The sequence below is a fragment of the Deinococcus yavapaiensis KR-236 genome (assembly GCF_003217515.1).
GTDB classification, from domain to species: Bacteria; Deinococcota; Deinococci; order Deinococcales; family Deinococcaceae; genus Deinococcus_A; species Deinococcus_A yavapaiensis.
In genome coordinates this window covers 16,944-39,303 of the sequence record NZ_QJSX01000007.1, presented here as the reverse complement: position 1 = coordinate 39,303, position 22,360 = coordinate 16,944, and the positions used below count along the sequence as shown (strand labels likewise).

Below are 22,360 nucleotides of genomic sequence, written 5' to 3'. Positions count from 1 at the left end.
GGTTGAAATGAACGATGCGCGTTCGGCTCGTGTTCGGTAAGGTCGAGGCACTGGACGAGCACGTCCGGGAAGGAGCGATGCATGTCCGCACGATCGCTGTGCCGAATTCTCCTCGCCGCCTTGCTGAGCGGCGCCGTACCCGCGCTCGCCGCCGATGACTTGACGCCTTTGAGCGACGAGTTCACCGACGCGCGGACCTTGTCGTCGTGGCGGCGCGCCGACGAAGTCGAAGGCTGGCCGAGCCGTTGGAAGGCCCTCGACGTGAACGCCACGTTTCCCGGCGAGTTGTACGTCGAACCGCAAACGAGCGAGTGGTACGCAGACTGGCAGGCGCCGTTCCTGTTCAAGCTCGTCACCGGGGATTTCGTGGTGACGACGCGGGTCCTCGTGACGGGGCGGCGCGGCGGCGTGCCGGACAGGGCGTTTTCGCTGCTCGGTTTGATGGCGCGCGCTCCACGTTCGGACACGGCGGCTTCGTGGAGCGCCGGGCACGAGAACTGGCTTTTCTTGACGGTCGGGACGGGCGACGGCGGCGTCTCGCAATTCGAAGCCAAGACCACCGTGCGCAGCGCGTCGACGTTGGAACTCACGCCCGCGCGTCCCGGCTGGGTGGAGTTGAGGCTCGCGCGAATCGGCGCGTCGTTCGTGCTGCTTCATCGCTTCGAGGGAGAAGCGTGGGCGCTTCACCGCGTCTTCGAGCGGCCGGATCTGCCCGCGACGTTGCAAGTGGGCGTGAACGCCTACACGGACTACGACACCATCTTGAAGTTCTTGCAGCGCGGCGCGTACCAGCCCGCGTGGGCGAACGGCCACGTCCTACCCGACGGTCAACCGGACTTGCGGGGCCGCGTGGACTTCGTGCGCTTCCAGCGGCCGATCGTGCCGACGGCGTGGCGCCTCGGTGGGCTCGCGAACGTCGCCGCGCAGGACGTCCTTCGTTCCCTCGCCTTCCCGTCCTTCGCTCAGCCTTGAGTGCGCTCAGACGTCGACTTGGTAAGGCAGCGTGAGCTGATCGCCCGTGACGCCACGAATTCCCCAGTGCTCGCGAGGCGCTTCGAGCAGCACCACCTCGACGTTGCGAGGCTCGATGTTCAAGTCACGCGCGAAGAGGTCGAACACGAGCGTGAGGAAGGCGTGCTTGGCAGCGAGGCTCCGTCCCGTGAACAACAGCACCTCGATGATGGTGTACGTGCCGTCACGGTCGGCGGGCGTCACGAAGTCCTCCTCGTCCAGGAGGAAGAAGCGGTGGAAGCGTTTGTCCTCGGGAAGGGTGAAAGCTTGCACGGCCGCGCGGTGCAGAGTATCCGAAACGGCGGCGCGGCGCGGCCCGAGGTGGGCTCGGTGGCCGTAAATCTTCATTTGGGTCATGGCGTCCTCCTCGCGTGACGCTCGCATTGACGTCCCGGCTCCTTCGCGGTCATCGGTTGGGTCGGCTGTCTCGTTCGTGGCACGGTCGGCTTCCTTCGAGCTCTTGGCGCACTTCGTCGTTCACGGGGCACACTCTCACGGTAGGGCAGAACGTCGACTTGCACATCGTCGATTTCGACGTTCGTGGCCTTCGTCCTTTCGTCGTTCGCGGATGAACCTGACGACGTCCCGCTTCATAGTGGGAGGTCGAGCCGGTCACGTGAGAACGCCGCGGTGCCCTCGTCATCGAAGTCGCTCCTGGGCGGGCACCGACGGGCCGGGGACTTCGAGCGACGAAGGCGCGAGCAAGAAGAGCGCCGTGAGAAGGGCGATCGGCACGCGCGGACATTCCTTTTCGACGTCGAAGGGGCGCCCGAACGGGCGCCCCTATCGGAGGACGGACGGAGATCAGCGAGGCGCGGTCGGCTGGGCGCTGAGGTCGACGATCATGGTGTCGCCGTTGCCGCGTTGAATCACGGCGAATTTCGCTTTCGCCGCCGCTTGCGTCAGCGCTTGCTGCTGTTGCGTCGTGACCGGGTTGCTCAGCTTGACGGTCGTCAGCGCTTGACCACCCGTGAGCGGATTGGCGGCGTAGAAGGTCACGCTGCTCGCGTCGCGCAAGCCCGGCAAGCGCAATCCGTTCGCGTCGTCGCGGTTCACGCGTCCGTTCTGCGACGTCCCCGGTTGGTCGTGGGAGCCGGATTGATTCTGCCGGGCGGGCGGCGCGCCACGGTCACCTCGGCCACCCGAGCCGCCGGGACCACCGCGTCCACGACCGAACCCGTCGCGGTCTCCGAACGGCTGGGCTTGCGCGTCCTGGAGGGTCAAAATGCGCGTGCCGAATCCGTCGCTGATGGCGACGTGCGTCGTGCCTTTCGGCGCGTTCGCGAACGGATTGGTGGGCGTCGTGGCGTTTTGTGCGGGCGGTTGAATCGTGGCGGTAGAGAGGACTTTGCCGCCCTCGAGGGGATTGCCGGCGTAGTACTTCACCGTGAGCGGACCGCGCGGCGCGGGGCGGTCGCCGCGTTGCTGGGGTGCTTGCTGCGTTTGCGTGTTGGTTCGAGGCGTCGTGGTATTGGTATTCGAGCGGTTTTGTGCTTGCGTGGCGGCGAAAGCGCTGCTGGCGAGCAGGGTGGCGAGGACGGGAACGAGCAGTTTCTTGGGGTCGGTCATGTTCGGTCTCCTTGTGGGTCGGGTGGCGTCTTGGGTCCACCTGGTGTGATTCTGCGAGAAGGTCGTTCAAAAGCCGTGCAGGGCGTGTTCAAAACTGGCGAGGATGTGAAAGCTGTGCTTCCCGCCCGTTACTCGGCGTTGTTGGTGACGACGACGTTGGCTTGCACGTCCACGCTCTGCCCCGTGGACGTGTTCTTCAACGTCAACACCACCGGGTACACGCCGTTGCCTTGCCACCCGTCGCTGTACGCGATCACGTCCACGCGCAGCATGCCGTCTTGCAGAGCGGTCGACGCGATGGAGGCGGCGTTCAGGTCGAATGACACTCCACTGACCGACGTCGTGATGGCCGTGAGTTGTACGCTGCCGCTCTCGTCCGTGCCGGAGACGTCGTCGAGGCCCAGCAGACTGGCGGGCACGAAGAGGCTGGTGGTGACACCGTTTTGATTGGCGTCCAAGGTGGCGACGTTGCTGTAGTAGCCTTGCGCGTCGTACGTGGCGACGTACGACAAGACGCTGGACGCCGAGGCGAGGCCGGTGGTGAGGGTGAGGGCGGCGAGGGCGAGCGTGCGGATCGTGCGGGTCATGGGGAGTCTCCTTGAGGTGAAGCGGTCTCGCTTCTGATGGCGACAGTGTCGCCGTGCCGTGTTCAAGCGCCGCGTACGAGATATTCACGACTCGCGTAGGCCTCCTTCGACACCGAAGGGCGCGATCGGGAATTCCGAGGCGTGCTGTTTCGCGTCCGCCCGGGCTTCGTCCCTTCGAGTTCGAGCCGAGACGTGATGTCACACGGGCCGCTTAACGCTTCGAAGCGTTAAGCGGCCCGCGTGGAGGTCGGGTCAGCTTTTCGTTCCAACGATGCGCGCGTACGCCTCGGGGTCCGTCGCGCCTTCCGTCGAGATCACCAGCACCGTGCTGTCCTTCGTCACACCCAGCGCTTCGCGCGCCGAGGAGGCGAACGTGCCCGCCAGAAGTTCGAGCAGGCCGCCCGCTCCGGCCGCGCCGCTTTCTCCGGAGGTCACGCCGTCGAGCGCGAGCAGCCGCATCGCCTCCTCGGCGCGAGCGTCGGGAATCGCGACGCTCGCGCTCAGACCGTCGCGTAGAACCGGCCACGCGAGCGGCGAGGTGTTGCCGCAGTTGAGGCCCGCCATGATCGACGAGTGCGGCCCGGGAACCTCGGTGGGTTTCCCTGCTTCGAGGGATCGCAGCACGCAATCCGCGCGGGTCGGCTCCACGCCGACGACTCGTGTCACGCGGCCGGGCGCGCGGTAGTGCCGAACGACGGCGGCGGCGAGCGCGCCGACGCCCATTTGAGCGGCGACGACGCTCGGGGGACGACCGCCTTGCTCGGCGAGTTGCGCGTCGATTTCCGAGAAGATCGTCGCGTATCCTTCGATCACCCAGGTCGGAACGCGTTCGTAACCGCTCCAGGCGGTGTCGCTGATCACGAGGTGACGAGCGTCCGCGTGCCGCGCCGCCGCACGAACGGCTTCGTCGTAAGAGCCTCGCACGACGTCCACGCGCGCTCCTTCCGCCGCGATGGCGTCGATGCGGGCCGGGACCATGTCGTGCGGAACGAGGATGTGCGCGTCGAGGCCGAGAAGGCGGGCGACGTGGGCGACGGCGCGGCCGTGGTTGCCGTCCGTGGCCGCGACGAGCGTGAGTGGACGGTGCGCGCGAAGCTGCTCGGCGAGTTCGCTCAAGGTGCTCCACGATTCGAAGGGACCGAAGCGCGTGTCGAGTTCCCGGTACGTCGCCCAGGACGCGCCGAGGATCTTGTAAGCGGGCAAGCCGAGGCGGCTCGATTCGTCCTTCACCCAGGCTTCACGCACGCCGAGCGCCTCGGCCAGGTGTGGCGCTCGGACGAGGGGCGTGCGGTCGTAGCCGGGAAGTTTACGGTGGAAGTCCTGCACTTGCGGGTTGACGGCCGTGGGAAAGGTCGTGACGTTCGCGTTGAAGTGCGCGCGCGCCGAATCGCTGGTAGGCATCGAAGCTCCTTTCGAGCGGGGGTCAGGCGCAGAAGTCGCGGAGGGTGGCGGTGAGGATGTCTCGGCAGCGGTCGACGGAGGCGAGGTCCACCCATTCTTCGGTCGCGTGCGCGCCCGCGCCGCGCGGGCCGAACACGACGGTGGGGATGCCGGCGGCCGCGAGGAAGGCGGCGTCCATCCAGAAGGTCTGCCCGATCAGCTTCGGAGCGGCGTCGAGCACGTTCGTGGCGGCCTCGCGAAGCGCGTGGACGATGGCTTCGTCCGGAGAGACGCCGAACGGATCGCGGGCGAGGGTGAGGCGGTGCTCGGCGTGAAAGGCCGCGTCGGAGCGCAGGTCGCTCAGGAGCGCGTCGATGTCGCGGGTGACGTCCTCGGGGGTTTCGCCGGGCAGGGTGCGTCGCTCGATCAGTAGGGTGCAGCGTTCGGGGTAGCTGGAGAGTTCCTGTCCTCCGTGGATCAGGGAGGCGTGCAGGGAGGCGTGGCCGAGCAACGGGTGCGGCTCGCGAGTGGTGAGGGCGCGCCCGAGGCTTTCGAGGCCCGCGAGGACGCGGCCCATGTGAGTGATGGCGTCGACGCCGAGGTCGGGGCGGGAGCCGTGGGCGGCGCGTCCGAAGGTGGTGATTTCGTGCCACGTGAAGCCCTTGTGGGCGATGCAGACGTCGAGTTCGGTGGGTTCGGTGACGATGGCGGCGTCGGCGGTGACGCGTTGCAAGACGGACTGCATGCCGAGACTGGCGTGCTCCTCGTCGGCGACGGCGGTGAGGATGACGTCGCCGCGCAGCTTCGCGTTCTTGGCGTCCAGGAGGGCGAGGAGGCAGGCGGCGAGGCCGCCTTTCATGTCGTAGGTGCCGCGTCCGTACATGCGTCCGTCACGCGTGGTGGGGTCGAAGGGGTCGGGCATCCCTTCGGTGCCGACGGTGTCGAGGTGGGCGCAGAGGATGAGGGAGCGTCCGCCGCCCGTGCCTTTGACGGTGGCGATGACGCTGGGACGTCCCTCGGTGGATTCGTCGAGTTCGGCTTCGATGTCGTGGGCCGCGAGCCACTCGGCGACGAACCGAGCGATTCGGCGTTCGCCGGGCGCGCCGGGAACGAGGGCGGGATTGGTGGAGTCGATGCGGACGAGGGCGGCCAGCAAGTCACTCGAAGTCTCAAGCACGGTAGTATATTACATGTCACATCTCGCGAGGTAGAATCGAAGTCCAGGATGCCGATTCCGCCCACCGCTTCGAAACGCGCCCGTTCTCTCGCCCGTGAGGACGTCTACACGCAGCTCAGCACTTGGATCATCGACGGCACGCTCGCGCCCGAAGAGCCTCTGCGCGACCAGGAGATCGCCGAGCGACTCGGAGTCAGCCGCACGCCGGTGCGCGAAGCGCTGCGCCGCCTCGAAGACGAGGGCTTCGTCGAGACCGCCTTGAACCGCTGGACGCGCGTGGCTCCGCTGCGCGTCGAGCAGGCGGCCGAGTTGTACCTCGTCGTGGAAGCCTTGGAGGTGCTCGCACTTCGTCTCGCCGCGCCTGCCCTCACGGCGCCCGACTTGGAGCGCCTGCGTGCCCTCGACGCGCGGCTTCAAGTCGCCCTGCGCGACCACGACGCCCGTGAAGCCGTCGAGACCGACACGGCCTTTCATGACGTCTGGATCGCGCGGTCGGGCAACCGCGAGCTTCAAGGAACGCTCGAAAGCCTCAAACGCAAGCTTCGCCGCGTCGAACTGGCGTACTTCAACGCGACCTCCTCGGGCGAAGCGTCGCTCGACGAGCACGCGCGCATCCTCGACGCGTTGCGCTCGGGCGATACGAGCGAGGCCGTGCGCGCCTTGGAGAACAACTGGCGAGCCAGCCTGAGTCGCCTTCGACGCGTCCTCACACCTTGAAAAGAGCACTGACCGGAGCCGCGCCGTGGAGCGCCGAGCGTCACGAATCGGTCGCCGGCGCTCCGATCTTGTCGGGCAAGGCCAAGAACAACACGCCGCCCGCGCCGTCCGACGCGCTCTGCGCCCACAACTGCCCGCCGTGCCGCGAGACGATGCGCCGCGCGTTCGCCAATCCGATGCGGACCGTGCCCGAACTCTCGGCTTGAGGAGTGCCGAACACCTCGAACAACTGCTGCGCCTCCTGAGCCGAGAGCGCCGCGCCGTTGTGCCGCACCCACGCCACGACTTGCCCGCCCCGCGTCTCGCCGTCCACTTCGATCAGCGCCGTCTCGACTTCGCGCGTGGCGTCCAGCGCGAACGCCAGCAACTCCGCGAGCACCTGCCGTAACAGCAACGCGTCGCCCATCACGGTCGGCAGCGTTCCCAACAGCCACTTCACCTTGCGGCCTTTCAGCAGGCTCTCGAGGTCGCTGCGCACCTGCACGACGAGTTGATCGAGCGCGATGAGCTCTTCGCGCAACTCCCGCCGTTCCAGGAGCGCGAGTTGCCGCAGTTCGTCCATGCGTCCTTCCACGCGTCGGGCCTCGTCGCGCACCTGCGCGAACAAGGCTTGCACTCGGTCGTCCACTTGGTCGGCCAAGCGCCGCTCCAGCAACCCCACGAAGCCGTGTACGCGCCGCATGGGTTCGGCCAAGTCGCGCGAGATGCCCATGGCGTACGCGCGCAACTCCGCGTTGAGGTCTTGCAGATCGCGCGTCCGTTCTTCGACGCGCCGCTCGAGCACGCGGTTGAGTTCGTACAGGCGCGCTTCGATGCGCTTGCGTTCGCTGATGTCCTTGAAGTACACCGACACGCCGCCCTGCGTCGGGTAGATGGTGATGTCCACCCACATGCCGACGATCGGCGACATCGCTTCGAGGCGTACGACGCGGCGCTCGCGCATCGCTTCGAAGTGCGCGTGGTACGGCTCGCTTCCGACCGCTTGCGGAAACTCGTTCCAGTACACCTTGCCGAGCAGTTCCTCGCGTTTGCGACCCCAGATGTACTCGGTGCGGCGGTTGATGTACGTGAAGCGCCAATCGAAGTCCACCGCGTAGAAGGCGTCGCTGATGCTCTCGAGAATCTCGACTTTCTGCTGCTGCTCGCCGAGCAGTCGCGCGTGCAGCGAAGCGCGCTCGAGCGCGACGGCGCTCTGCGCGGCGAGTGTGCGCAGAAACTGCTTCTCGGCGGGCGTGAACGCGTGCGGTTCGTGAAAGTCGAGGACGAGCACGCCGAGCGTGTGCCCGTCGAAGACGAACGGCAGCACGGCGCTCGCCACGGGACTCACCGCGCCCGTTTGCCGTTCGAGATCCGGGTACGCCGCCTTGAGAGCGTCGACGTGCTCGAAGAACAAGGCTTCGCGCGTACGCAACGCGTCCGTGGCAGGCGTACGCGCGTCGATGGGACCGTCTTGCCAAATGGTCTGCGCTCCGTCTTCGTAACCTTGCCGCGCGACGAGGTCCAAGCGGTCTCCCGCCGCGCTCACGAGCAGCACGCCGCCCGCGATGGCCCCGAGGTGCTCGATGGCCGGGTGCAGCACGATTTCGGAAATTTGCTCTTCGGCGCTGGGAGCGGCGAGCGCGACGCTGACCGTCTGCAACTCGTCACTGAACAACGTGGTCCGGAGAGTGGCGCGCTCGGACGACATGTCTCAAAGAATAGCGGGTGATCGCGCGACGGCGCGTCCTCGCCACGTTCCCGGCGCCCGCCTCGAATCGTTTTCCTTTGGTACGGTGTCGGCGTGTCCTTCTCGATTCGACCCGCCCGCCTCGCCGACGCGCCGAGCTTGGCGCGCGTGCACGTGACGTCTTGGCTCGAAACGTACGACGGCCTCGTCCCGAGCGCCTTTCTCGACCGCATGACGAGCGACGAGATGCGCGAACGCCGAACGCGCGGCTGGTCGCATCTCATCGGCGACGCCACGCAAGTGGCGTTGGCCGCCGAAGCGAACGGTCGCGTGGTGGGTTTCGTGAACGGCGGACCGCCCCGAGACCATCCGCGGTACGACGCGGAACTGTACGCCCTGTACCTGCTTCGCGAGGCGCAAGGTCGAGGTGTCGGCGCGGCCTTGTTCGAAGCGCTCGTCGAAACCTTGAGAAGCCGGGGCGCGGCGTCGATGGCGTTGTGGGTCTTGGACGCCAATCCCACGCGCGGCTTCTACCGACGCATGGGCGGCGTGGAGGACGGCGAGAAGCGAGAACGCATCCCCGAAGGCGAACTGCGCGAAGTGCGCTTCGGCTGGCCAAACCTCTGAAGCACGGAGACTTCGTTCGCCGCGCCGTTCGGCGAGTCGACGTCGGTGGCGCTCACCTCGGCAACGCGACGTAGAAGGTCGCGCCCTCTCCCGGCGTGCTTTGCGCCCAGACGCGCCCACCGTGCCGTTGCACGACTCGGCGTACCGTCGCCAGGCCGATGCCGCTTCCCTCGTACTCGTCCACACGGTGCAATCGAGCGAACATCCCGAACAATTTGTCCCCCAACTTCGGGTCGTACCCCACGCCGTTGTCCTGGACGCGCAGCACCACCTCGCCCGATTCCTCACTCGGCGTTTCACGCGCGTCGACCGTCACGATGGGTTGCTCGCGTCCCGCGCTGTACTTCACGGCGTTGCCCAGCAAGTTCACCAGCACCTGGCGCAACAACACCGCGTCTCCGCGCACGACCGGAAGCGGCGCGATGCGCCACTCCACCTTCTGTCCCGTCACGTCCAAGTGCAAGTCCTCTACGGCCAAGCGAACCAAGTCGTTCAAGTCCACGTCCTGCATCCGCAACGCCTGCCGGGACATGCGCGCGAACGACAGCAACGCCTCCACGAGCACGCTGAGACGCGCCGAGGACGACTCGATCATGCCGAGAGGCCGAAGTGCGCGCTCGGGCACCTCGTCGCCGAGCGCGCGGCGCAGCAGCAAGCTGAACGACTGAAGGTGACGCAACGGCGCGCGCAGATCGTGCGACACCGTCGCCGTGAACGCGTCGAGTTCCGCGTTCACTTCCTCGAGTTCACGCGTGCGGCGCGCCAAGTCCTCCACGGCCTCGGCGCGTTCGAGCGCCAAGCGCAGCTTGCTCAGAGCGGTCTCGAGCACCACGCGGTCCACGGCAGTCCAGCCGTGCTGTTCGTACAGCGCAATGACCAGCACGCCGTACAAATGCTCGCCCGCCCCGACGGGCAGGGACGCGACGGACTTCAACTGCGCCACGGACTCGGGCCGAACGTGGCGAGGCTGCGGATTGAAGGCATTGAGATACAGCGGGGTGTTGGTATCGAACGGCGTGTCGAACGAAGGGGCCTGGCCCCGCTCCAGCCCAACTTCCAGCGCGGCCTTGAAGGCCTCGTCGGGAAGTTCTCCGGTGAGGCAGCGCAGCTTCCAGCGTCCCGCCTGCTGCTCGAAGTACGCGGCGACGGCGTGCGGCAGCAACGAGAGGAGGATTTCTTGGGCGCGCGTCACGAGCTTCACGCGGTCGGTTTCGGTCGCGAGGTCTCGGCTGAGCACGCCGAACGCCTCCAGCGCGCGGGTACGGGCGGCGAGTTCGGCGGTGCGGTCGGCCACGGTACGCTCCAGCGTCGCCGCCCAAGCTTGCGCCTCGCCGTACAACCGCGCGTGATCCAGCGCGACGCCCGCTCTTCGCGCGAGTTCCAAGGCGAACTTGAGGTCCTCCGCGTCGTAGTGACGCTCGGTCTCTGCCAAGGCGAACGCCAGCACGCCCAACGTGTGACCGTGCGCGACCATCGGCACGCCCATGTAAGACCGCAAGCCCAGCGTGTGCAACTGCCGGGTGTGCTGCGGGTCTCGGCCCAGCGCGTCGATCATCGCGGTCGTCACGACCGGAACGAAGAACGGCTCGCCCGTACGCAACACCTGCGGAGCGCCGCCCGACGCGTCCAGGCGGAGGGGCACGGCCGTGATGGTGTCGCGCAACAACTCGACTTTCGCGGGATCTTGATGCGCCATGGCCAGCACCCGAAGTTCCTCCCCGTCCGGAACGTACACCGCGCACCAATCGGCGAGGTCGGGCACGGCGAGGCGCGTGAGGTTCTTCAAGGTGGTCGGCAAATCGAGGGACGCGGCGAGCTCGCCGCTGGCGCGGGTGAGAAACGCGCCGTATTCGCGCGCGCGGCTCTCGGCCTCCAGCAGCCGCACACGCTCCAACGCCTGCGCGGCCTGCGCGGCCACGGCGTGCAAAAAGGCGCGCTCGGCCTCGTCGAACAAGCGCGGAGTCGGGAAGCTGAGGCCCAGTCCGCCGAACGTGCGGTCCTCCACCCGAAGCGGCAAGGCGGCCCACGCTTCGTGCGGATGAATGGCGTTCAGCAGCGCCGGATAATCGCGCCGAGCGTCCTCGCGCGTCGGGACGAACACCGCGCGGCCTTCGCGCGCGGTCACGGCGATCGGCACGGGGGCCGTGAGGGGAAACTCGCTCCAGCGTCGCTGCTGGCCCTCGTCCAAGCCCGTGGCAGCCACGCTCCGCATTTGTTCGCCGTCCTCGTCGAGCAACGCGACCACCACGACTTCGGCGCCCAAGGCGGCGGGCACGACCTGCACCAGCAGCGACGCGACCTCGCGCGGCGTGACCGCGTGCTGCAAGTGCATGCTGACCGTGGTGAGGGCGCGCGCGTGCTCTTCTGCCTGGTGCCGCTCGTGAATATCGTGCTGATACACGATCAAACCGCCGTTCCAAGGGTAGGCGTCCACGCGAATCCAGCGTCGCCGCACCGGGGAGTACACCTCGAAGTGCGTGGGCCGCTGCTCTTGAATGGCGCGCAGCAACAACGGGTAGCCTTGTCCCGTCGCGGCTTGCGGCAGCACTTCGGACAAAGTGCGGCCGAGCGCGTCGGGCGTGAGGTTCAGCGTGCGTTGAGCGGCGGCGTTGATAAAGGTGAATCGAAATTCCTGGTCGACGGCGTACAAGACGTCTTGGATGGCGTCGAGGAGCGCAGTCGGATTATTCGGGTCGGTCACAGGCGAAGGCTCCTGACAAGGTCGTGCCTCGTCAGGCTACCACCGCCGAGGGTCGTCAGGAAACGCGAACGTCGCGCGCCGACGTGGAGGTCGCCTTTAGAGAAGATCGATGCAGGTTCGGGCGGACGCGCGTCCACTCGGCGGTGACGACGCACTCCTCGTGTCGCGGCCAGCTCACCCCTCGCTCTGCGAACGAGCAGGCGCCGCGCCGCGGCCGTCGAGGTCGACTTCTCCCCTGCTCCACAAGCCTGCTCGCCGTCCCAGTGCGCCGAGCAGGATTCCGCCGAGCAGCAACGTCGCCGCGTGCGTCGAAATGACGGGAACGATCCATGCCGCCTCGCGAGCCAAGTTCGCGATTCCCACGCCCGCGAACACCCCCACGGCGGACAACTGCCCGGCCACGCCGAAGGCGCGTCCGCGCACGGCGTCGGAAGCGTGCCGCTGCATCAACGTCGCCCACGCCGCGCCCGAGAAGCTCGCCGGAATCCCCGCAAGGACCATCAACGCCACGGCGGGCGGCACGATCGGCAACCACAGGGGGTACACGAACATCGCGAGATCCACCAACCCCAACCCGACCGAGCCCCACGTCAGCAACCGCGCCGCTTCCCAGCGATGCGCGTACCGAGCGGCCACCACCCCTCCCACCAAACCCCCGATCGCTTGCGCGCTGATCACGAGGCCGTACGCTCGGGCGTCTCCGCCGAGCACGCTCGTCACGAACGGTGCGAGCAGCACGCCGAACACGCCCTCCCCGATCGCTCCGACCGCCATGGCCAGCGTCAGCAACCGCAAAGCCGACGAGCGCCACACCACCGCCAGCCCCGACCGCCACGCGCGCTTCACGGGCTCCTCCGAAGTCATGGACTTCGCGCCTCGGTACCGCACCCGCCAAATCAGCAGCGCCGCCAAGACGTAGCTCGCGACGTCTACCAGCACCACCAAGTCCAAGCCGCCCCACGTCAACATCACGCCGCCGAGAGCCGGGCCGACGAGGCGCGCGAGGTTGTTGTTCAGCGCGTTCAACGCGTTGGCTCGAGGCAACGTGTCATTCGAGACGAGGGCTGGCAGCAAGCTATTCTCGGCCGGACCGAGCGGAAGCAGCACGAGGGTTTCGAGCACCTCCACGACGTACACCAACCACAAGGAGCGCGCGTCGAGGGCCAGCAACGGCAGCAAGCTGAGCGCGGCCAAGGCGTTCAAGGCGGCGAGCAGCACGCGTCGATCGTACCGATCGGCCAGCGAACCCGCCCAGCCGCCCAGCAGCACGCGAGGCAGCAGCGACGCGACGAACATCAAGCTCGCGGCGAGCACCGAGCGGGTCGTCAAGTACACGAAGGCCGGCAGGGCCGCCGACAGCATCCACGAACCCGTCATGCTGATCAGCCCGCTCCACCAGACGAGCGCGAAGTCACCTCGCAGCAACGAAATCGTCATGCCTCAAGGTGCGAGCGTCTCAACGACGAGCACCACCGGCCGCTCGTCGTTGAGACGCTACTCTTCTTCGACGAGCGGCGCGATCGCGAGCCGCACGATGTAGGAGCGCGAAGCCGACGGATCGATCAACGCCGCGTACCGCATCTTGAGCGCCAGCAATTCCCGCTGAAAGGCCTTCGCCGCCTCGTGATGCAACGCGAAGATGCCCCACGTGTCCCAAACGGCGGGTTGCTCGGCCGACAACAAGTCCTCGAAGAACACGTTCGGGTCTTCTCCCGGTGCCGGGCGCGGACTGACGTTTTGAGCCACGAAGCCGCTCGCGTCACGAAACACGTGCAATCCCAACGTCCAGCCGCGCGCCTCGGCCGCCTCCACCCACGCGGCTCCGACGCTCTGCATCAACCGCCGCTGCATGAACTCGAACGACGCGCTCGACAGCAACTGGTCGGACACGAGCGGCGTCACGTGAAACGGCACGTACAGCGAGCGAGGCGCGCGGTACAGCGGCATCGGTCGCCCGCGCCGCGCTTGCTCTCCCGTTCGAGCGAGCAGGCCGTGACGTGAAAACACGCGAATGCGCGACGTCATCGTGCTCAACGGCACGCCCGCTTCACGCGCCGCCGCTTGCGCACTTCGCTCGACGCCCATGAACGGCTCCAGACTCGCCCGCGTCACCGCGTCCAACACGAGCTTCGCCGCACCACGGGACGTGACTTCGAGCTCATCGCGAGGCAACGCCGACACCCTTCCAACTTACTCCGCCGAGAAGCCCGCGTCACCGACGAGTCGTCGGTGGCAGCCTCTGGACACCGCACGTCGGCCCCTCTACCCTGACCGACGTGCCTCCTCACTCTGCCGAATCCTCTTCACGACCGCTCGTGGCCGTCCTCGTCTACCCTGGGTTCTCGGAGTTCGAGGTGACGGTCGCCTTGACGCTCCTCAACCGTCGCTATCAAGTCGTCAACGTCGGCCTTTCGCGCGAACCCGTTCGCGGAGAAGGCGGCCTGCTCGTGCAACCCGAGCGCTCGCTGGACGACGTGCGATCCGAAGAGTTCGCCGCCATCCTCGTTCCCGGGGCGGCCGACATGGCCGTGTTGGCCGATCAACCCGCCCTCAGCGCCTTGCTTCGCGGCGCGCACGCTAGGGGCGCGTTGTTGGGAGCGGTGTGCGGCGGCCCCTTCGCCTTGGGGCAAGCGGGCGTCTTGGACGGCGTACCCTACACCGTCACCTTCACGGCCGAGCAACGTGCCGTTCTGGGTGTCTTTCCGGAGGGAACCTTCGAATTTCGGGACGTCGTGCGCTCCGAAAACGTCATCACGGCGCAAGGCCACGCCTTCGTCGAGTTCGGGTTGGCCGTGGCGGAAGCCTTGGGAGCGGTGGTGAACGTCGAAGGTGCGCGCACCTTCTACCGAGGGCACGGCAATCCCGCGTTGAACGCGCAGATCATGACGTCCTGAGCGCGTCTCCTCACGAACCGACTTCGCACGGGCGGCGTCCACGCGACTTCGCGACGCCAACTCGAGGCCGCGCGCCGCTTCCCCTCGCCTTTCATGGAGCCCCGATGCATTCACGAATCCTGATCCTCGCGCTCGCCCTGCTCGCCACTGCCACGGCCGCTTCGCCCCCGGCGGCCGTTCAAGCCATCCTCGCGCGCGGACCCCTTCCCTCGCCCGGCCAGAAAGTCAGGGCCGTTCACGTCGGCGTGCTCGTTCAAGACCTCTCGACGGACGAGCGCCTCATCGACGTGCGCGCCAACGAGTCCTTCCAGCCCGCCTCGAACACCAAGCTCGCCACCGCCGCCGCCCTCCTGTACGCCCTCGGCCCTCGGGTCCAGCTGGAAACGCGTCTGCTCGCGCGCGGTGCGGACACGGGCGTCACGCGCCTCACGCTCGTCGGTTCGGGCGATCCGACCTTCACGTCGAGCGGCCCGAACTCTCTCGCGAGCCTTGCGCGGCAAGTCGCGGACGCCGGCGTTCTCGAAGTCGGCGATCTCGTCATCGACGATTCCCTGCTCGCTCGTCCGTGGCTGCTGCCCGACAACGGGGAACTCGTGAGCGCCGTGCGGGTCGGCGACCTCCGGCCGTCCAGTGGCGCGGAGCCGTTCACCCCGTCGGCACCTCAGCGGTACGCCTCGGCCGTCGGGGAGGCGCTGCGCGCGGCGCTGGAGGACGCGGGCGTCCGCGTGACGAGCGCGGCGCGGCAAGGACAGGCCGCCCCGGACGACACGGTGATCGCGTCCGTGCGAAGCGCGCCCCTCTCGGAGGTGCTCGCGCGAACGCTCAAGCCAAGTGACAACGCCGCCGCCGAGCACCTCCTCGCGTTGACGGGCGTCAGCGAGAAGGGGGCTTCGGTGACGCCCGCGCAGGCACGGGCGTCCGTGGCCGCCTTCCTCGACCGAGCCGGGGTGGACCGCGCGGGCATTTCTCTGGTGGACGGCTCGGGCTTGTCGCGCAACGATCGCCTCACGCCCAACGCGGTGGTGCAGTTGCTTCGCTTCGCCTACCGCACGCCGTTGCTCGCTCCGGGCGAGACTTTGACGCCGCTCGAGGCGTTCAAGACGCACCGCAATCCCTTCGTGGAAGCCCTCGCGGTGGGCGGGACGGGCACGGCGACTTCGCAAGCGGCAGCGAACGGGGGAACGCTCGCGACACGGTTCGTGAACGCGGGATTGGACGTGCGCGCCAAGACCGGAACGATCGTCGGGGCGTCGGCGCTGTCAGGGTACGTCGTGGCGAAGTCGGGGCGGGTGTTGGCGTTCAGCTTGCTGATGGACGGCTACGGCGGGTTCGGCTCGGAGTTGCGCGCCTTTCAAGATGAACTCGTCAAGGCGATCGCCGGTGCGTACTGAGCGTCAACGTGAAGCCGTCGGCGAGGACGTCCCCGGCTCGAAGTGAACCGCGAGAGTCCTTTTGCTCTCGTGACGTCGAGGCGGCGCTCCGAATACGTCTTGGCTCGGCGTGCATAAGACGCTATACTTGTTTTATCAACTTGTTTTATCAGCGGCGGAAACGCCGCTTTTCTCTTTTCACGGGCTGGACGCGAGGAGCTCTCCGTGGCCCTTGCGCTCGTCAAGCTCGAAGGTCGGGCCCAAGGGTCGCGCGAGGCCGCAAGCGCGTCAACACGTCGAGCAAGTCCTCGAACGCAACGGCGCGGCTGTACAGCCAGCCTTGCAGCGATTGCACGCCCGCCGCACGAAGAAACGCCGCTTGCGCTCGCGTTTCGACGCCTTCGGCGACCAGCCCGATCTTCATCCCGCGCGCCAGCAAGGCCATGGCTCGGACCAAGTGAGCGTCCACGCCTTCGGGATCGACGTGCGCGTTCACGATGAAGCTCCGGTCGAGTTTCACGGCTTGCACGGGCAGGCGCTTGAGGTAGCTCAAGCTGCTGTACCCCACGCCGAAGTCGTCGATGGCCAAACTGACGCCCAAGGCCCGCAGCGCTTCGATCTTCGGCATCACCTCGTCGTACTCCATCACGACGCTTTCCGTGATCTCGAGCGTCAACGCGTCGGGAGGCAAGGTCGTGCCTTGCAGGATTTCATGCGTGACGGACACGAGATTCGCGTGACTGAACTGCTTGAAGCTCAAGTTCACGGCGATCTTCAAGTCCGGCCAGTGCCGACGCAGTTCGGCGCCGTCTCGGCAAGCTTGCCGCAGCACCCACTCCCCGATGGGGACGATCAGGCCGCTGTCCTCGGCGATCGGGATGAACTCGGCCGGGCTGACGTTGCCGAACTCGGGGCTGTTCCAGCGCAGCAACGCTTCGACGGCGCACGGGTCCTCCTCGTGGGCGTGCACGAGCGGTTGGTAGTGCAGCGTCAACTCGTGGCGTTCCAGCGCGCGGTTGAGCGCCGCTTCCAATTGGATGGCGCGCGTGTTGGGCGTCTTGATGTCGGGCGTGTACAGCGCCCACCCGAGATGCTTGCGCTTGGCGTGGTACATCGCTACGTCCGCCAAGCGCAGCAGGTCTTGCGGTTCGCTCGCGTCTTTGGGATGCAGCGCGAAGCCGAGGCTGCCTTGCACGAACAACTCCTGGCCCGAGACGAGGAAGGGCGCGCGAAAGACGTCGAGCGCGCGTTGCGCGAGTTGTTCGAGCTCGCCTTCGCTCGTGACGTGCTCGAGCAGCAAGGTGAACTCGTCACCGCCCATGCGGGCGATGCTCGCGCGTCTCGACAAGTTGTGGGCGAGGCGCCGCGCGATCATGCACAGCAACTCGTCGCCCGCCCCGTGCCCGAGCGTGTCGTTGACGAGCTTGAAGCGGTCCACGTCCAGCAGACCCACCCCGACGAACACGGCCGGATCGCGCAACGCCAAGGCGTTGCGAAGCTGCTCGTGGAACAACGTTCGGTTGGCGAGTCCCGTCAGCGGATCGTAGAGCGCGAGGCGCTGCATGTCGTCGAGCGCTTGATAGCGTTCCAAGATCACGGCGACCAACCGCGCTTTGTCCTCGAGAAGCGCGAGCTCGTCGGCGGTCGGAGCGCGAGGTTCGTACGCGTACACGCCGAACGTGCCGAGGACGGTGTGGTTCTTGCTGAGAATGGGCGTGCTCCAGCACGCGCGCAAGCCGTGACGCAAGGCGAGGTGGCGGTGGCGAATCCAGCGTTCGTCCGTCAAGATGTCCGCCGTGACGATCGTGCGGCGCTCGAACGCGGCGCCGCCGCACGTGCCCATGCCCGGGCCGATGAGAAAGCCGTTCACGGCTTCTCGGTACTCGAGCGGCAAGGCGGACCGCACGCCCTCGTACAAGTGGTCGTCTTGCCGCAGCAAGATGGACGCGGTCATGCCCTCGAGTTGGTGCTCGAGGAGTTGGAGGGTCGCCGTGAGGACTTGCGGCAAGGGCGCACCGGCCGTGACGAGTTCGAGGACCGCTCGGCGGTCACGCTCCAACTCCAACTGCCGTTTTTCCTTCGTGACGTCACGCTGCACGCTCACCCAATGCGTGTACCACCCTGCCTCGTTCGCGACGGGCGTGATGGCGAGGCTCACCCAGAACGGACGGCCTTCCTTCGTGTAGTTCAGCACCGTCTCGTTGACGGGTCGCCACGCTTTCAAGTTGGCGCGAATGCGGTCGAGCGTCGCGCGGTCGGTTCCCTCGCCTTGCATGATGCGCGGACTTTGTCCGATGATCTCGTGCGGTTCGTACCCGGTCATGCGCGTGTACGCGTCGTTGACGTAGAGCACGCGCGGCCCGGGGGCGTCGACGGGTTCGGCCTCGCTGATGATGATCGCGTCACTGGCGTGCACCACCACGGATTCGAGTAGGCGCAAGCGTTCTTCTTGGCGGCGTCGCTCGGTGACGTCGCGTTGAATGCTGATCCAGTGGGTGTACCATCCGTCTTTGTTTCCGGCGGGCACGACGCTGAACTCCACGACGAATTCGCTGCCGTCCTTGCGGTAATTGACGAGTTCCACCGTGACGGTCGTCCAAGTTTCCAGGGCGTGCCGGATCTTGCCGAGTTGCTCACGGTCGGTTTTGGGGCCTTGCAGAAAGCGCGGCGTTCGGCCGATGACTTCTTCGAGGGTATAGCCGGTCATGCGGCAAAAAGCGTCGTTGGCGTAGATGATTTCAGGGCCGTTCGGCGCGTCGATGGGACGCGCGGGCGTGATGAGCACCGCGTCGTTGGCGTTCACCGTGACGCTCTCGAGGAGCTTCAGGCGCTCTTCTTCGGCGCGTTGTCTCGTGATGTCCCGAATGAACGCGAGGATGCCGACGCGTTCTCCGGTCGCGTCGACGAGCGGGTTCAAAAGGAGGCTGACGAGCAGGGTCCGTCCGGACGGCAGGTGGTGATGCACCTCTCCCGACCAAGCGCGCCGCTCGCGGATCGCTTCGCGGTACGTTCGCTCGTCGTCGTCGCAGGGGAAGGCCGCGCGAAAGAGCTCGGCCAGGGGACGTCCCACGTGGCCTGGCGTGACGTCGTACAAGCGACAGGCGGCCTCGTTGAGGTACGAGACGTCGAAGGCGGCGTCGACGCCGACGATGGCGTCTGTGACGCTTTCGAGCATGGCGCGTTCGTACATGCGCCAAGTCGTGGAGGCGTGCAGTTCGAGCGCTTGGGCCGCGATCACGGCGAGTTCACGCAGGAAGGCGGCCTCGTCTTCGCCGAACGGGCGAGGTTCGGTGTCGGCGATGCACAGCATGCCGAGGACGTCACCTTGGAGGGTGGTGACGGGCGCGGCCGCGTAGAAGCGAACGTGGGCATCGCCGACCGTGAGGTCATCGGCGGCAAACCGTGCGTCGCGTGCCGCGTCGGGAACGACGAGGAGGTCCGCGCCGTCGAAGCTTCGGGCGCCGAGGAAGCGGTCGGCTTGATGCGCGTCGAGGCCAAGGCAGGCGGTGAGCTTCCGCCGATCTCGGTCGCCGAGGGAAATCAGGGCGATGGGCGTGCGGTAGTGCTGCGCGGCGAGTCGCGCGATACGGTCGAAGGCTTCTTCCGGAAGCGCGTCGAGGATGTGGTACAAGCTCAGTTCACGCTGGTGTGACTGTTCTTTGAGCCCTGTCGGCATCGCGCGCTCCTCTCGATCCGCCTATTCTAAAGGAAATCTGAGAAAAGTCTTCATCATGTGCATATGTTTGAAGCGGCCGCCGAGCCGGACCTATCTCGCCGACCTTTCCTCGGGGACGCACGTCGCCTCGAAGCAGGACCGTGTGTCCTGGGCGGCGTCGGCGTTTGGCGTTCGCACCCGCGGCGAAGCGAGGAAGCCACGACGAGCGCGGCCTCGAAGGGACAACAATCCTTCGAGGCCGCGCTCGGGCGGCACCACGCACCCACGAGGAGATGAGTTCAGGCTCGGCACCGCGGCTTCACGTCGTCGTGTCGCCGTCACTTGAACGCGTCACGTCACGGTCTCCGCGTCGATCGATTGTTTCGGTGGCCGCTCCGAGAAGGGCGCCGGGCAAGGCGTGCGTGGACTGGACGAGCGCGCGTTGCAGGTCGGGCAACGCCAGCCGCAGTTCGTGAATCACCGCTTGCAGTTGTTCTTGACGAGTCATGGAGTCCTCGAAATGCGACCGGTCGTCGCTCTTGACGCGAAGTGTCGTCCTCGTGCCGCCCCACCTCAGCACCCTTCGACTTCAGAAGGGCGTGAAGACGAACTTGTCGCAGCTTCCGCCGCGCAGCACGCTCTCGGTGTGCACACCCCGGAGCATCGTCCCCGACACTTCCTCCAGCGCGCCCCACACTGCTCCCAGCGTGAACGTGCACTTCCGCTCGCCGCCCACCGGTTCGCCCGCGCTGCACAAGGTGTCCTGCGTTTCCACCACGATCGCTTCGCCGTCACGGTACGCCTTCGTGACCGCGCACAGCCGCGTCCCGCTTTTGCCGATCGCTTCGTTGAGTACCGACGCCACTTGCTCGATCGGCAGTTCGGCGTTGGACAAGCCCAAGCTCTTGGCGAGTTGATGGCCGCGAACGCGACCCGCCCGAATGAACACGGCGGCGGCCCCGTCGTCGCCGAGGGTGTCCTCGACGCCGGTGATGACGGCTTTGAAGCAGACGATGGAGCTGAAATCGCCCAGGGTGGGGCGCAACGTCGAAACGGTCGCGGTCATGGTAAGAACCTCCAAAAAGGCAGTGTGAACGCGGAAACGCTCAGAGGATGTCGCTGATGGAGCGGGCGGAGTCGCGCGCTTCGAGGTGGATGAGGCCGACGTTCGCCCCGAGCGGCGCGACCAACGCCAGCACCGCCTTGCTGCCCACCGAGTACAAGTAGATCTGCCCGTCCTTGCCGGACACGCTCGTCTCGCTGAACTCCCCGACGCCCACCGTGTCACTGATGCGCTTGCCCAACCCCAACGCCGTGGCGCTCATCGCCGCGATGCGGTTGGGGTCCGAGCCGCGCGACAAGGCGGTCGCGATGGGCAGGCCGTCGGTGGAGGCGATCATGGCGCCTTTGAGGTCGGGCAGGGCGACGCGCAGTTGGTCGATCACGGCTTGAAGTTGCTCTTGCTTGCTCATGGTCGTTCCTTTCTCGACTTCCCTCGGGAAGTCCCTGAAGCCAAAGGGGGTTCGCTGTTCGCGTCGAGTAGTCGCTCGACGCGTCGGAAGCGGGTGTGTAAGCTGAGACGTGTCTGTCTTACCCGAGGAGCTGCGGATGGCGTGTCGTCAGCAGGAAGCGTTGTCTCACCGGTACGTCGCGCTGGTGCGAGCGTTGCAGGCGGACCCGGCGTACGCGGGTTGGCGGTCGCACGCGCCGGAGTTCGAGCGCAAGACGTCCGAGGTCTTGGAGCGTTTGCAGCAAACGCACGCGCTGATGGACCGGCTGCACTCGCTGCTCGACGCCTCGTCGGGCGTGGAATCGACGGTGCTGGAGACGCTGCTGGACTGGACGCGCGACACCACGACGACGTTGTACGACAGCGTGCAAGCGTTGAAGGAGGAGTTGGACGGGCTGCGTGCGCAGCGTGGAGAGCTTCCGTACGACGGTGTGACCACGTTGAATTGAAGGGTCGACGAAAGCGCTCACGACTTCGTCCTTCAAAGGGGCGAGAAGACGAACTTGTCGCTGGTGCCACCGCGCAGCACGCTCTCGGTGTGCTCCCCGAGGAACATGCCGCCCGTGACGGCTTCGAGCGCGCCCCATACCGCGCCGAGCGTGAAGGTGCACTTGCGCTCGCTTCCGTCGGGTTCGCCCGCGCTGCACACCGTCTCTTGCGTTTCGATCACGATGTCCTCGCCCGACTGGTACGACTTCGTCACGGCGCACAAGCGCGTGCCGGACTGTCCGATCGCTTGATCGAGCAAGGGCGCGAGTTGCTCGACGGGCACGTTCGTGTTCGCGAGGTTCAGCGAGGTCGCCAAGGCTCGTCCACGCACTTTACCCGCGCGAATGAACACCACGGCGGCGCCGTCTTCGCCGAGAGTGTCCTCGACGCCGGTGATGACGGCTTTGAAGCAGACGATGGAGCTGAAATCGCCCAGGTCGAGGCGAAGGGGGCGGGCAGTCGTGGCAGTCATATCAGGTTCACTCCTTGAAACGAGCGGTGAGAGGGGGGGAGGGGTGACGGGCGACGGGCGGTCGAAGTCGAGACGTTCGGGAGATCGGGGAAGCGGCGGGCGCGGCGTGATGCTCGCCCACGTGCCGAGCAGCGCTTGCAGAAGGCGCACGGAACGTTCCAGACGCTGTCAGAGGATGTCGCTGATGGAGCGGGCGGAGTCGCGCGCTTCGAGGTGGATGAGGCCGACGTTCGCCCCGAGCGGCGCGACCAACGCCAGCACCGCCTTGCTGCCCACCGAGTACAAGTAGATCTGCCCGTCCTTGCCGGACACGCTCGTCTCGCTGAACTCCCCGACGCCCACCGTGTCACTGATGCGCTTGCCCAACCCCAACGCCGTGGCGCTCATCGCCGCGATGCGGTTGGGGTCCGAGCCGCGCGACAAGGCGGTCGCGATGGGCAGGCCGTCGGTGGAGGCGATCATGGCGCCTTTGAGGTCGGGCAGGGCGACGCGCAGTTGGTCGATCACGGCTTGAAGTTGCTCTTGCTTGCTCATG

General features: G+C 66.9%; 21 protein-coding genes. 6 read left to right on the top strand and 15 right to left on the bottom strand.

Annotated elements, in window-relative coordinates; all coding sequences use genetic code 11:
* Positions 1 to 81: 81 nt before the first annotated feature.
* Positions 82 to 972: a DUF1349 domain-containing protein gene (locus tag DES52_RS10075; RefSeq protein ID WP_110886693.1), complete on the top strand. Its 891-nt coding sequence runs from the start codon at positions 82 to 84 to the stop codon at positions 970 to 972.
* A 6-nt stretch (positions 973 to 978) separates the two neighbouring features.
* On the opposite strand, the gene DES52_RS10070 is transcribed toward DES52_RS10075, so the two are convergent.
* From DES52_RS10070 to DES52_RS10045, 5 genes are all read right to left on the bottom strand, one after another.
* On the bottom strand, positions 979 to 1,368 hold the full coding sequence (locus tag DES52_RS10070; protein WP_110886837.1) for a tautomerase family protein: 390 nt from the start codon (positions 1,366 to 1,368) through the stop codon (positions 979 to 981).
* A gap of 447 nt (positions 1,369 to 1,815) precedes the next feature.
* On the bottom strand, positions 1,816 to 2,580 hold the full coding sequence (locus tag DES52_RS10060; protein ID WP_110886691.1) for a hypothetical protein: 765 nt from the start codon (positions 2,578 to 2,580) through the stop codon (positions 1,816 to 1,818).
* Positions 2,581 to 2,708: 128 nt separating this feature from the next.
* The gene (locus DES52_RS10055) at positions 2,709 to 3,167 is read right to left on the bottom strand and encodes a hypothetical protein (RefSeq protein WP_110886690.1); all 459 of its coding nucleotides are present in this window, start codon (positions 3,165 to 3,167) and stop codon (positions 2,709 to 2,711) included.
* A gap of 252 nt (positions 3,168 to 3,419) precedes the next feature.
* Complete coding sequence (locus tag DES52_RS10050) at positions 3,420 to 4,568, bottom strand: diaminopropionate ammonia-lyase (protein WP_110886689.1); 1,149 nt, start codon at positions 4,566 to 4,568, stop codon at positions 3,420 to 3,422.
* Positions 4,569 to 4,590: 22 nt separating this feature from the next.
* Positions 4,591 to 5,724, bottom strand: coding sequence for an ArgE/DapE family deacylase (locus tag DES52_RS10045; protein WP_110886688.1), 1,134 nt, complete (start codon positions 5,722 to 5,724; stop codon positions 4,591 to 4,593).
* 48 nt (positions 5,725 to 5,772) lie between these two features.
* Between DES52_RS10045 and DES52_RS10040 the strand changes: the two genes are divergently transcribed.
* Positions 5,773 to 6,441, top strand: a complete 669-nt coding sequence (locus tag DES52_RS10040; protein ID WP_110886687.1) for a GntR family transcriptional regulator — start codon at positions 5,773 to 5,775, stop codon at positions 6,439 to 6,441.
* A 40-nt stretch (positions 6,442 to 6,481) separates the two neighbouring features.
* Here the strand turns inward: DES52_RS10040 and DES52_RS10035 are convergent, their stop codons facing one another.
* On the bottom strand, positions 6,482 to 8,128 hold the full coding sequence (locus tag DES52_RS10035) for a sensor histidine kinase (protein WP_110886686.1): 1,647 nt from the start codon (positions 8,126 to 8,128) through the stop codon (positions 6,482 to 6,484).
* A 93-nt stretch (positions 8,129 to 8,221) separates the two neighbouring features.
* On the opposite strand from DES52_RS10035, the gene DES52_RS10030 reads away from it, so the two are divergent.
* Entirely contained in the window at positions 8,222 to 8,734 is a 513-nt protein-coding gene (locus DES52_RS10030) for a GNAT family N-acetyltransferase (protein WP_110886685.1), read from the top strand.
* Between the two features lie 52 nt (positions 8,735 to 8,786).
* Here DES52_RS10030 and DES52_RS10025 read toward each other — a convergent pair whose 3' ends face one another.
* The 3 genes from DES52_RS10025 to DES52_RS10015 all read right to left on the bottom strand — a co-directional run bounded on the left by DES52_RS10025 (position 8,787) and on the right by DES52_RS10015 (position 13,616).
* The gene (locus tag DES52_RS10025) at positions 8,787 to 11,435 is read right to left on the bottom strand and encodes a GAF domain-containing protein (RefSeq protein ID WP_110886684.1); all 2,649 of its coding nucleotides are present in this window, start codon (positions 11,433 to 11,435) and stop codon (positions 8,787 to 8,789) included.
* A 174-nt stretch (positions 11,436 to 11,609) separates the two neighbouring features.
* Positions 11,610 to 12,872, bottom strand: coding sequence for an MFS transporter (locus tag DES52_RS10020; protein ID WP_110886683.1), 1,263 nt, complete (start codon positions 12,870 to 12,872; stop codon positions 11,610 to 11,612).
* 57 nt (positions 12,873 to 12,929) lie between these two features.
* On the bottom strand, positions 12,930 to 13,616 hold the full coding sequence (locus tag DES52_RS10015) for a hypothetical protein (protein ID WP_110886682.1): 687 nt from the start codon (positions 13,614 to 13,616) through the stop codon (positions 12,930 to 12,932).
* Positions 13,617 to 13,711: 95 nt separating this feature from the next.
* Between DES52_RS10015 and DES52_RS10010 the strand changes: the two genes are divergently transcribed.
* Complete coding sequence (locus DES52_RS10010) at positions 13,712 to 14,329, top strand: DJ-1/PfpI family protein (RefSeq protein WP_170130987.1); 618 nt, start codon at positions 13,712 to 13,714, stop codon at positions 14,327 to 14,329.
* 104 nt (positions 14,330 to 14,433) lie between these two features.
* Positions 14,434 to 15,720: a D-alanyl-D-alanine carboxypeptidase/D-alanyl-D-alanine-endopeptidase gene (locus DES52_RS10005; RefSeq protein WP_110886680.1), complete on the top strand. Its 1,287-nt coding sequence runs from the start codon at positions 14,434 to 14,436 to the stop codon at positions 15,718 to 15,720.
* Between the two features lie 220 nt (positions 15,721 to 15,940).
* On the opposite strand, the gene DES52_RS10000 is transcribed toward DES52_RS10005, so the two are convergent.
* From DES52_RS10000 to DES52_RS09985, 4 genes are all read right to left on the bottom strand, one after another.
* A complete protein-coding gene (locus DES52_RS10000) occupies positions 15,941 to 19,375 on the bottom strand; it encodes an EAL domain-containing protein (RefSeq protein ID WP_110886679.1) in 3,435 nt (1,144 codons plus the stop codon).
* Between the two features lie 298 nt (positions 19,376 to 19,673).
* On the bottom strand, positions 19,674 to 19,862 hold the full coding sequence (locus tag DES52_RS09995; protein ID WP_146237246.1) for a hypothetical protein: 189 nt from the start codon (positions 19,860 to 19,862) through the stop codon (positions 19,674 to 19,676).
* Between the two features lie 81 nt (positions 19,863 to 19,943).
* Positions 19,944 to 20,420: a hypothetical protein gene (locus DES52_RS09990; RefSeq protein WP_110886677.1), complete on the bottom strand. Its 477-nt coding sequence runs from the start codon at positions 20,418 to 20,420 to the stop codon at positions 19,944 to 19,946.
* A 40-nt stretch (positions 20,421 to 20,460) separates the two neighbouring features.
* The gene (locus DES52_RS09985) at positions 20,461 to 20,826 is read right to left on the bottom strand and encodes a roadblock/LC7 domain-containing protein (RefSeq protein WP_110886675.1); all 366 of its coding nucleotides are present in this window, start codon (positions 20,824 to 20,826) and stop codon (positions 20,461 to 20,463) included.
* A gap of 109 nt (positions 20,827 to 20,935) precedes the next feature.
* On the opposite strand from DES52_RS09985, the gene DES52_RS09980 reads away from it, so the two are divergent.
* Positions 20,936 to 21,313, top strand: a complete 378-nt coding sequence (locus tag DES52_RS09980; protein ID WP_146237245.1) for a hypothetical protein — start codon at positions 20,936 to 20,938, stop codon at positions 21,311 to 21,313.
* A 32-nt stretch (positions 21,314 to 21,345) separates the two neighbouring features.
* Here the strand turns inward: DES52_RS09980 and DES52_RS09975 are convergent, their stop codons facing one another.
* Both DES52_RS09975 and DES52_RS09970 read right to left on the bottom strand, forming a co-directional pair.
* Positions 21,346 to 21,825 carry a hypothetical protein gene (locus DES52_RS09975; protein ID WP_110886836.1) on the bottom strand — a complete coding sequence of 160 codons (480 nt, stop codon included), beginning with the start codon at positions 21,823 to 21,825 and terminating at the stop codon, positions 21,346 to 21,348.
* Positions 21,826 to 21,993: 168 nt separating this feature from the next.
* On the bottom strand, positions 21,994 to 22,359 hold the full coding sequence (locus DES52_RS09970) for a roadblock/LC7 domain-containing protein (RefSeq protein ID WP_110886675.1): 366 nt from the start codon (positions 22,357 to 22,359) through the stop codon (positions 21,994 to 21,996).
* Position 22,360 lies beyond the last annotated feature (1 nt).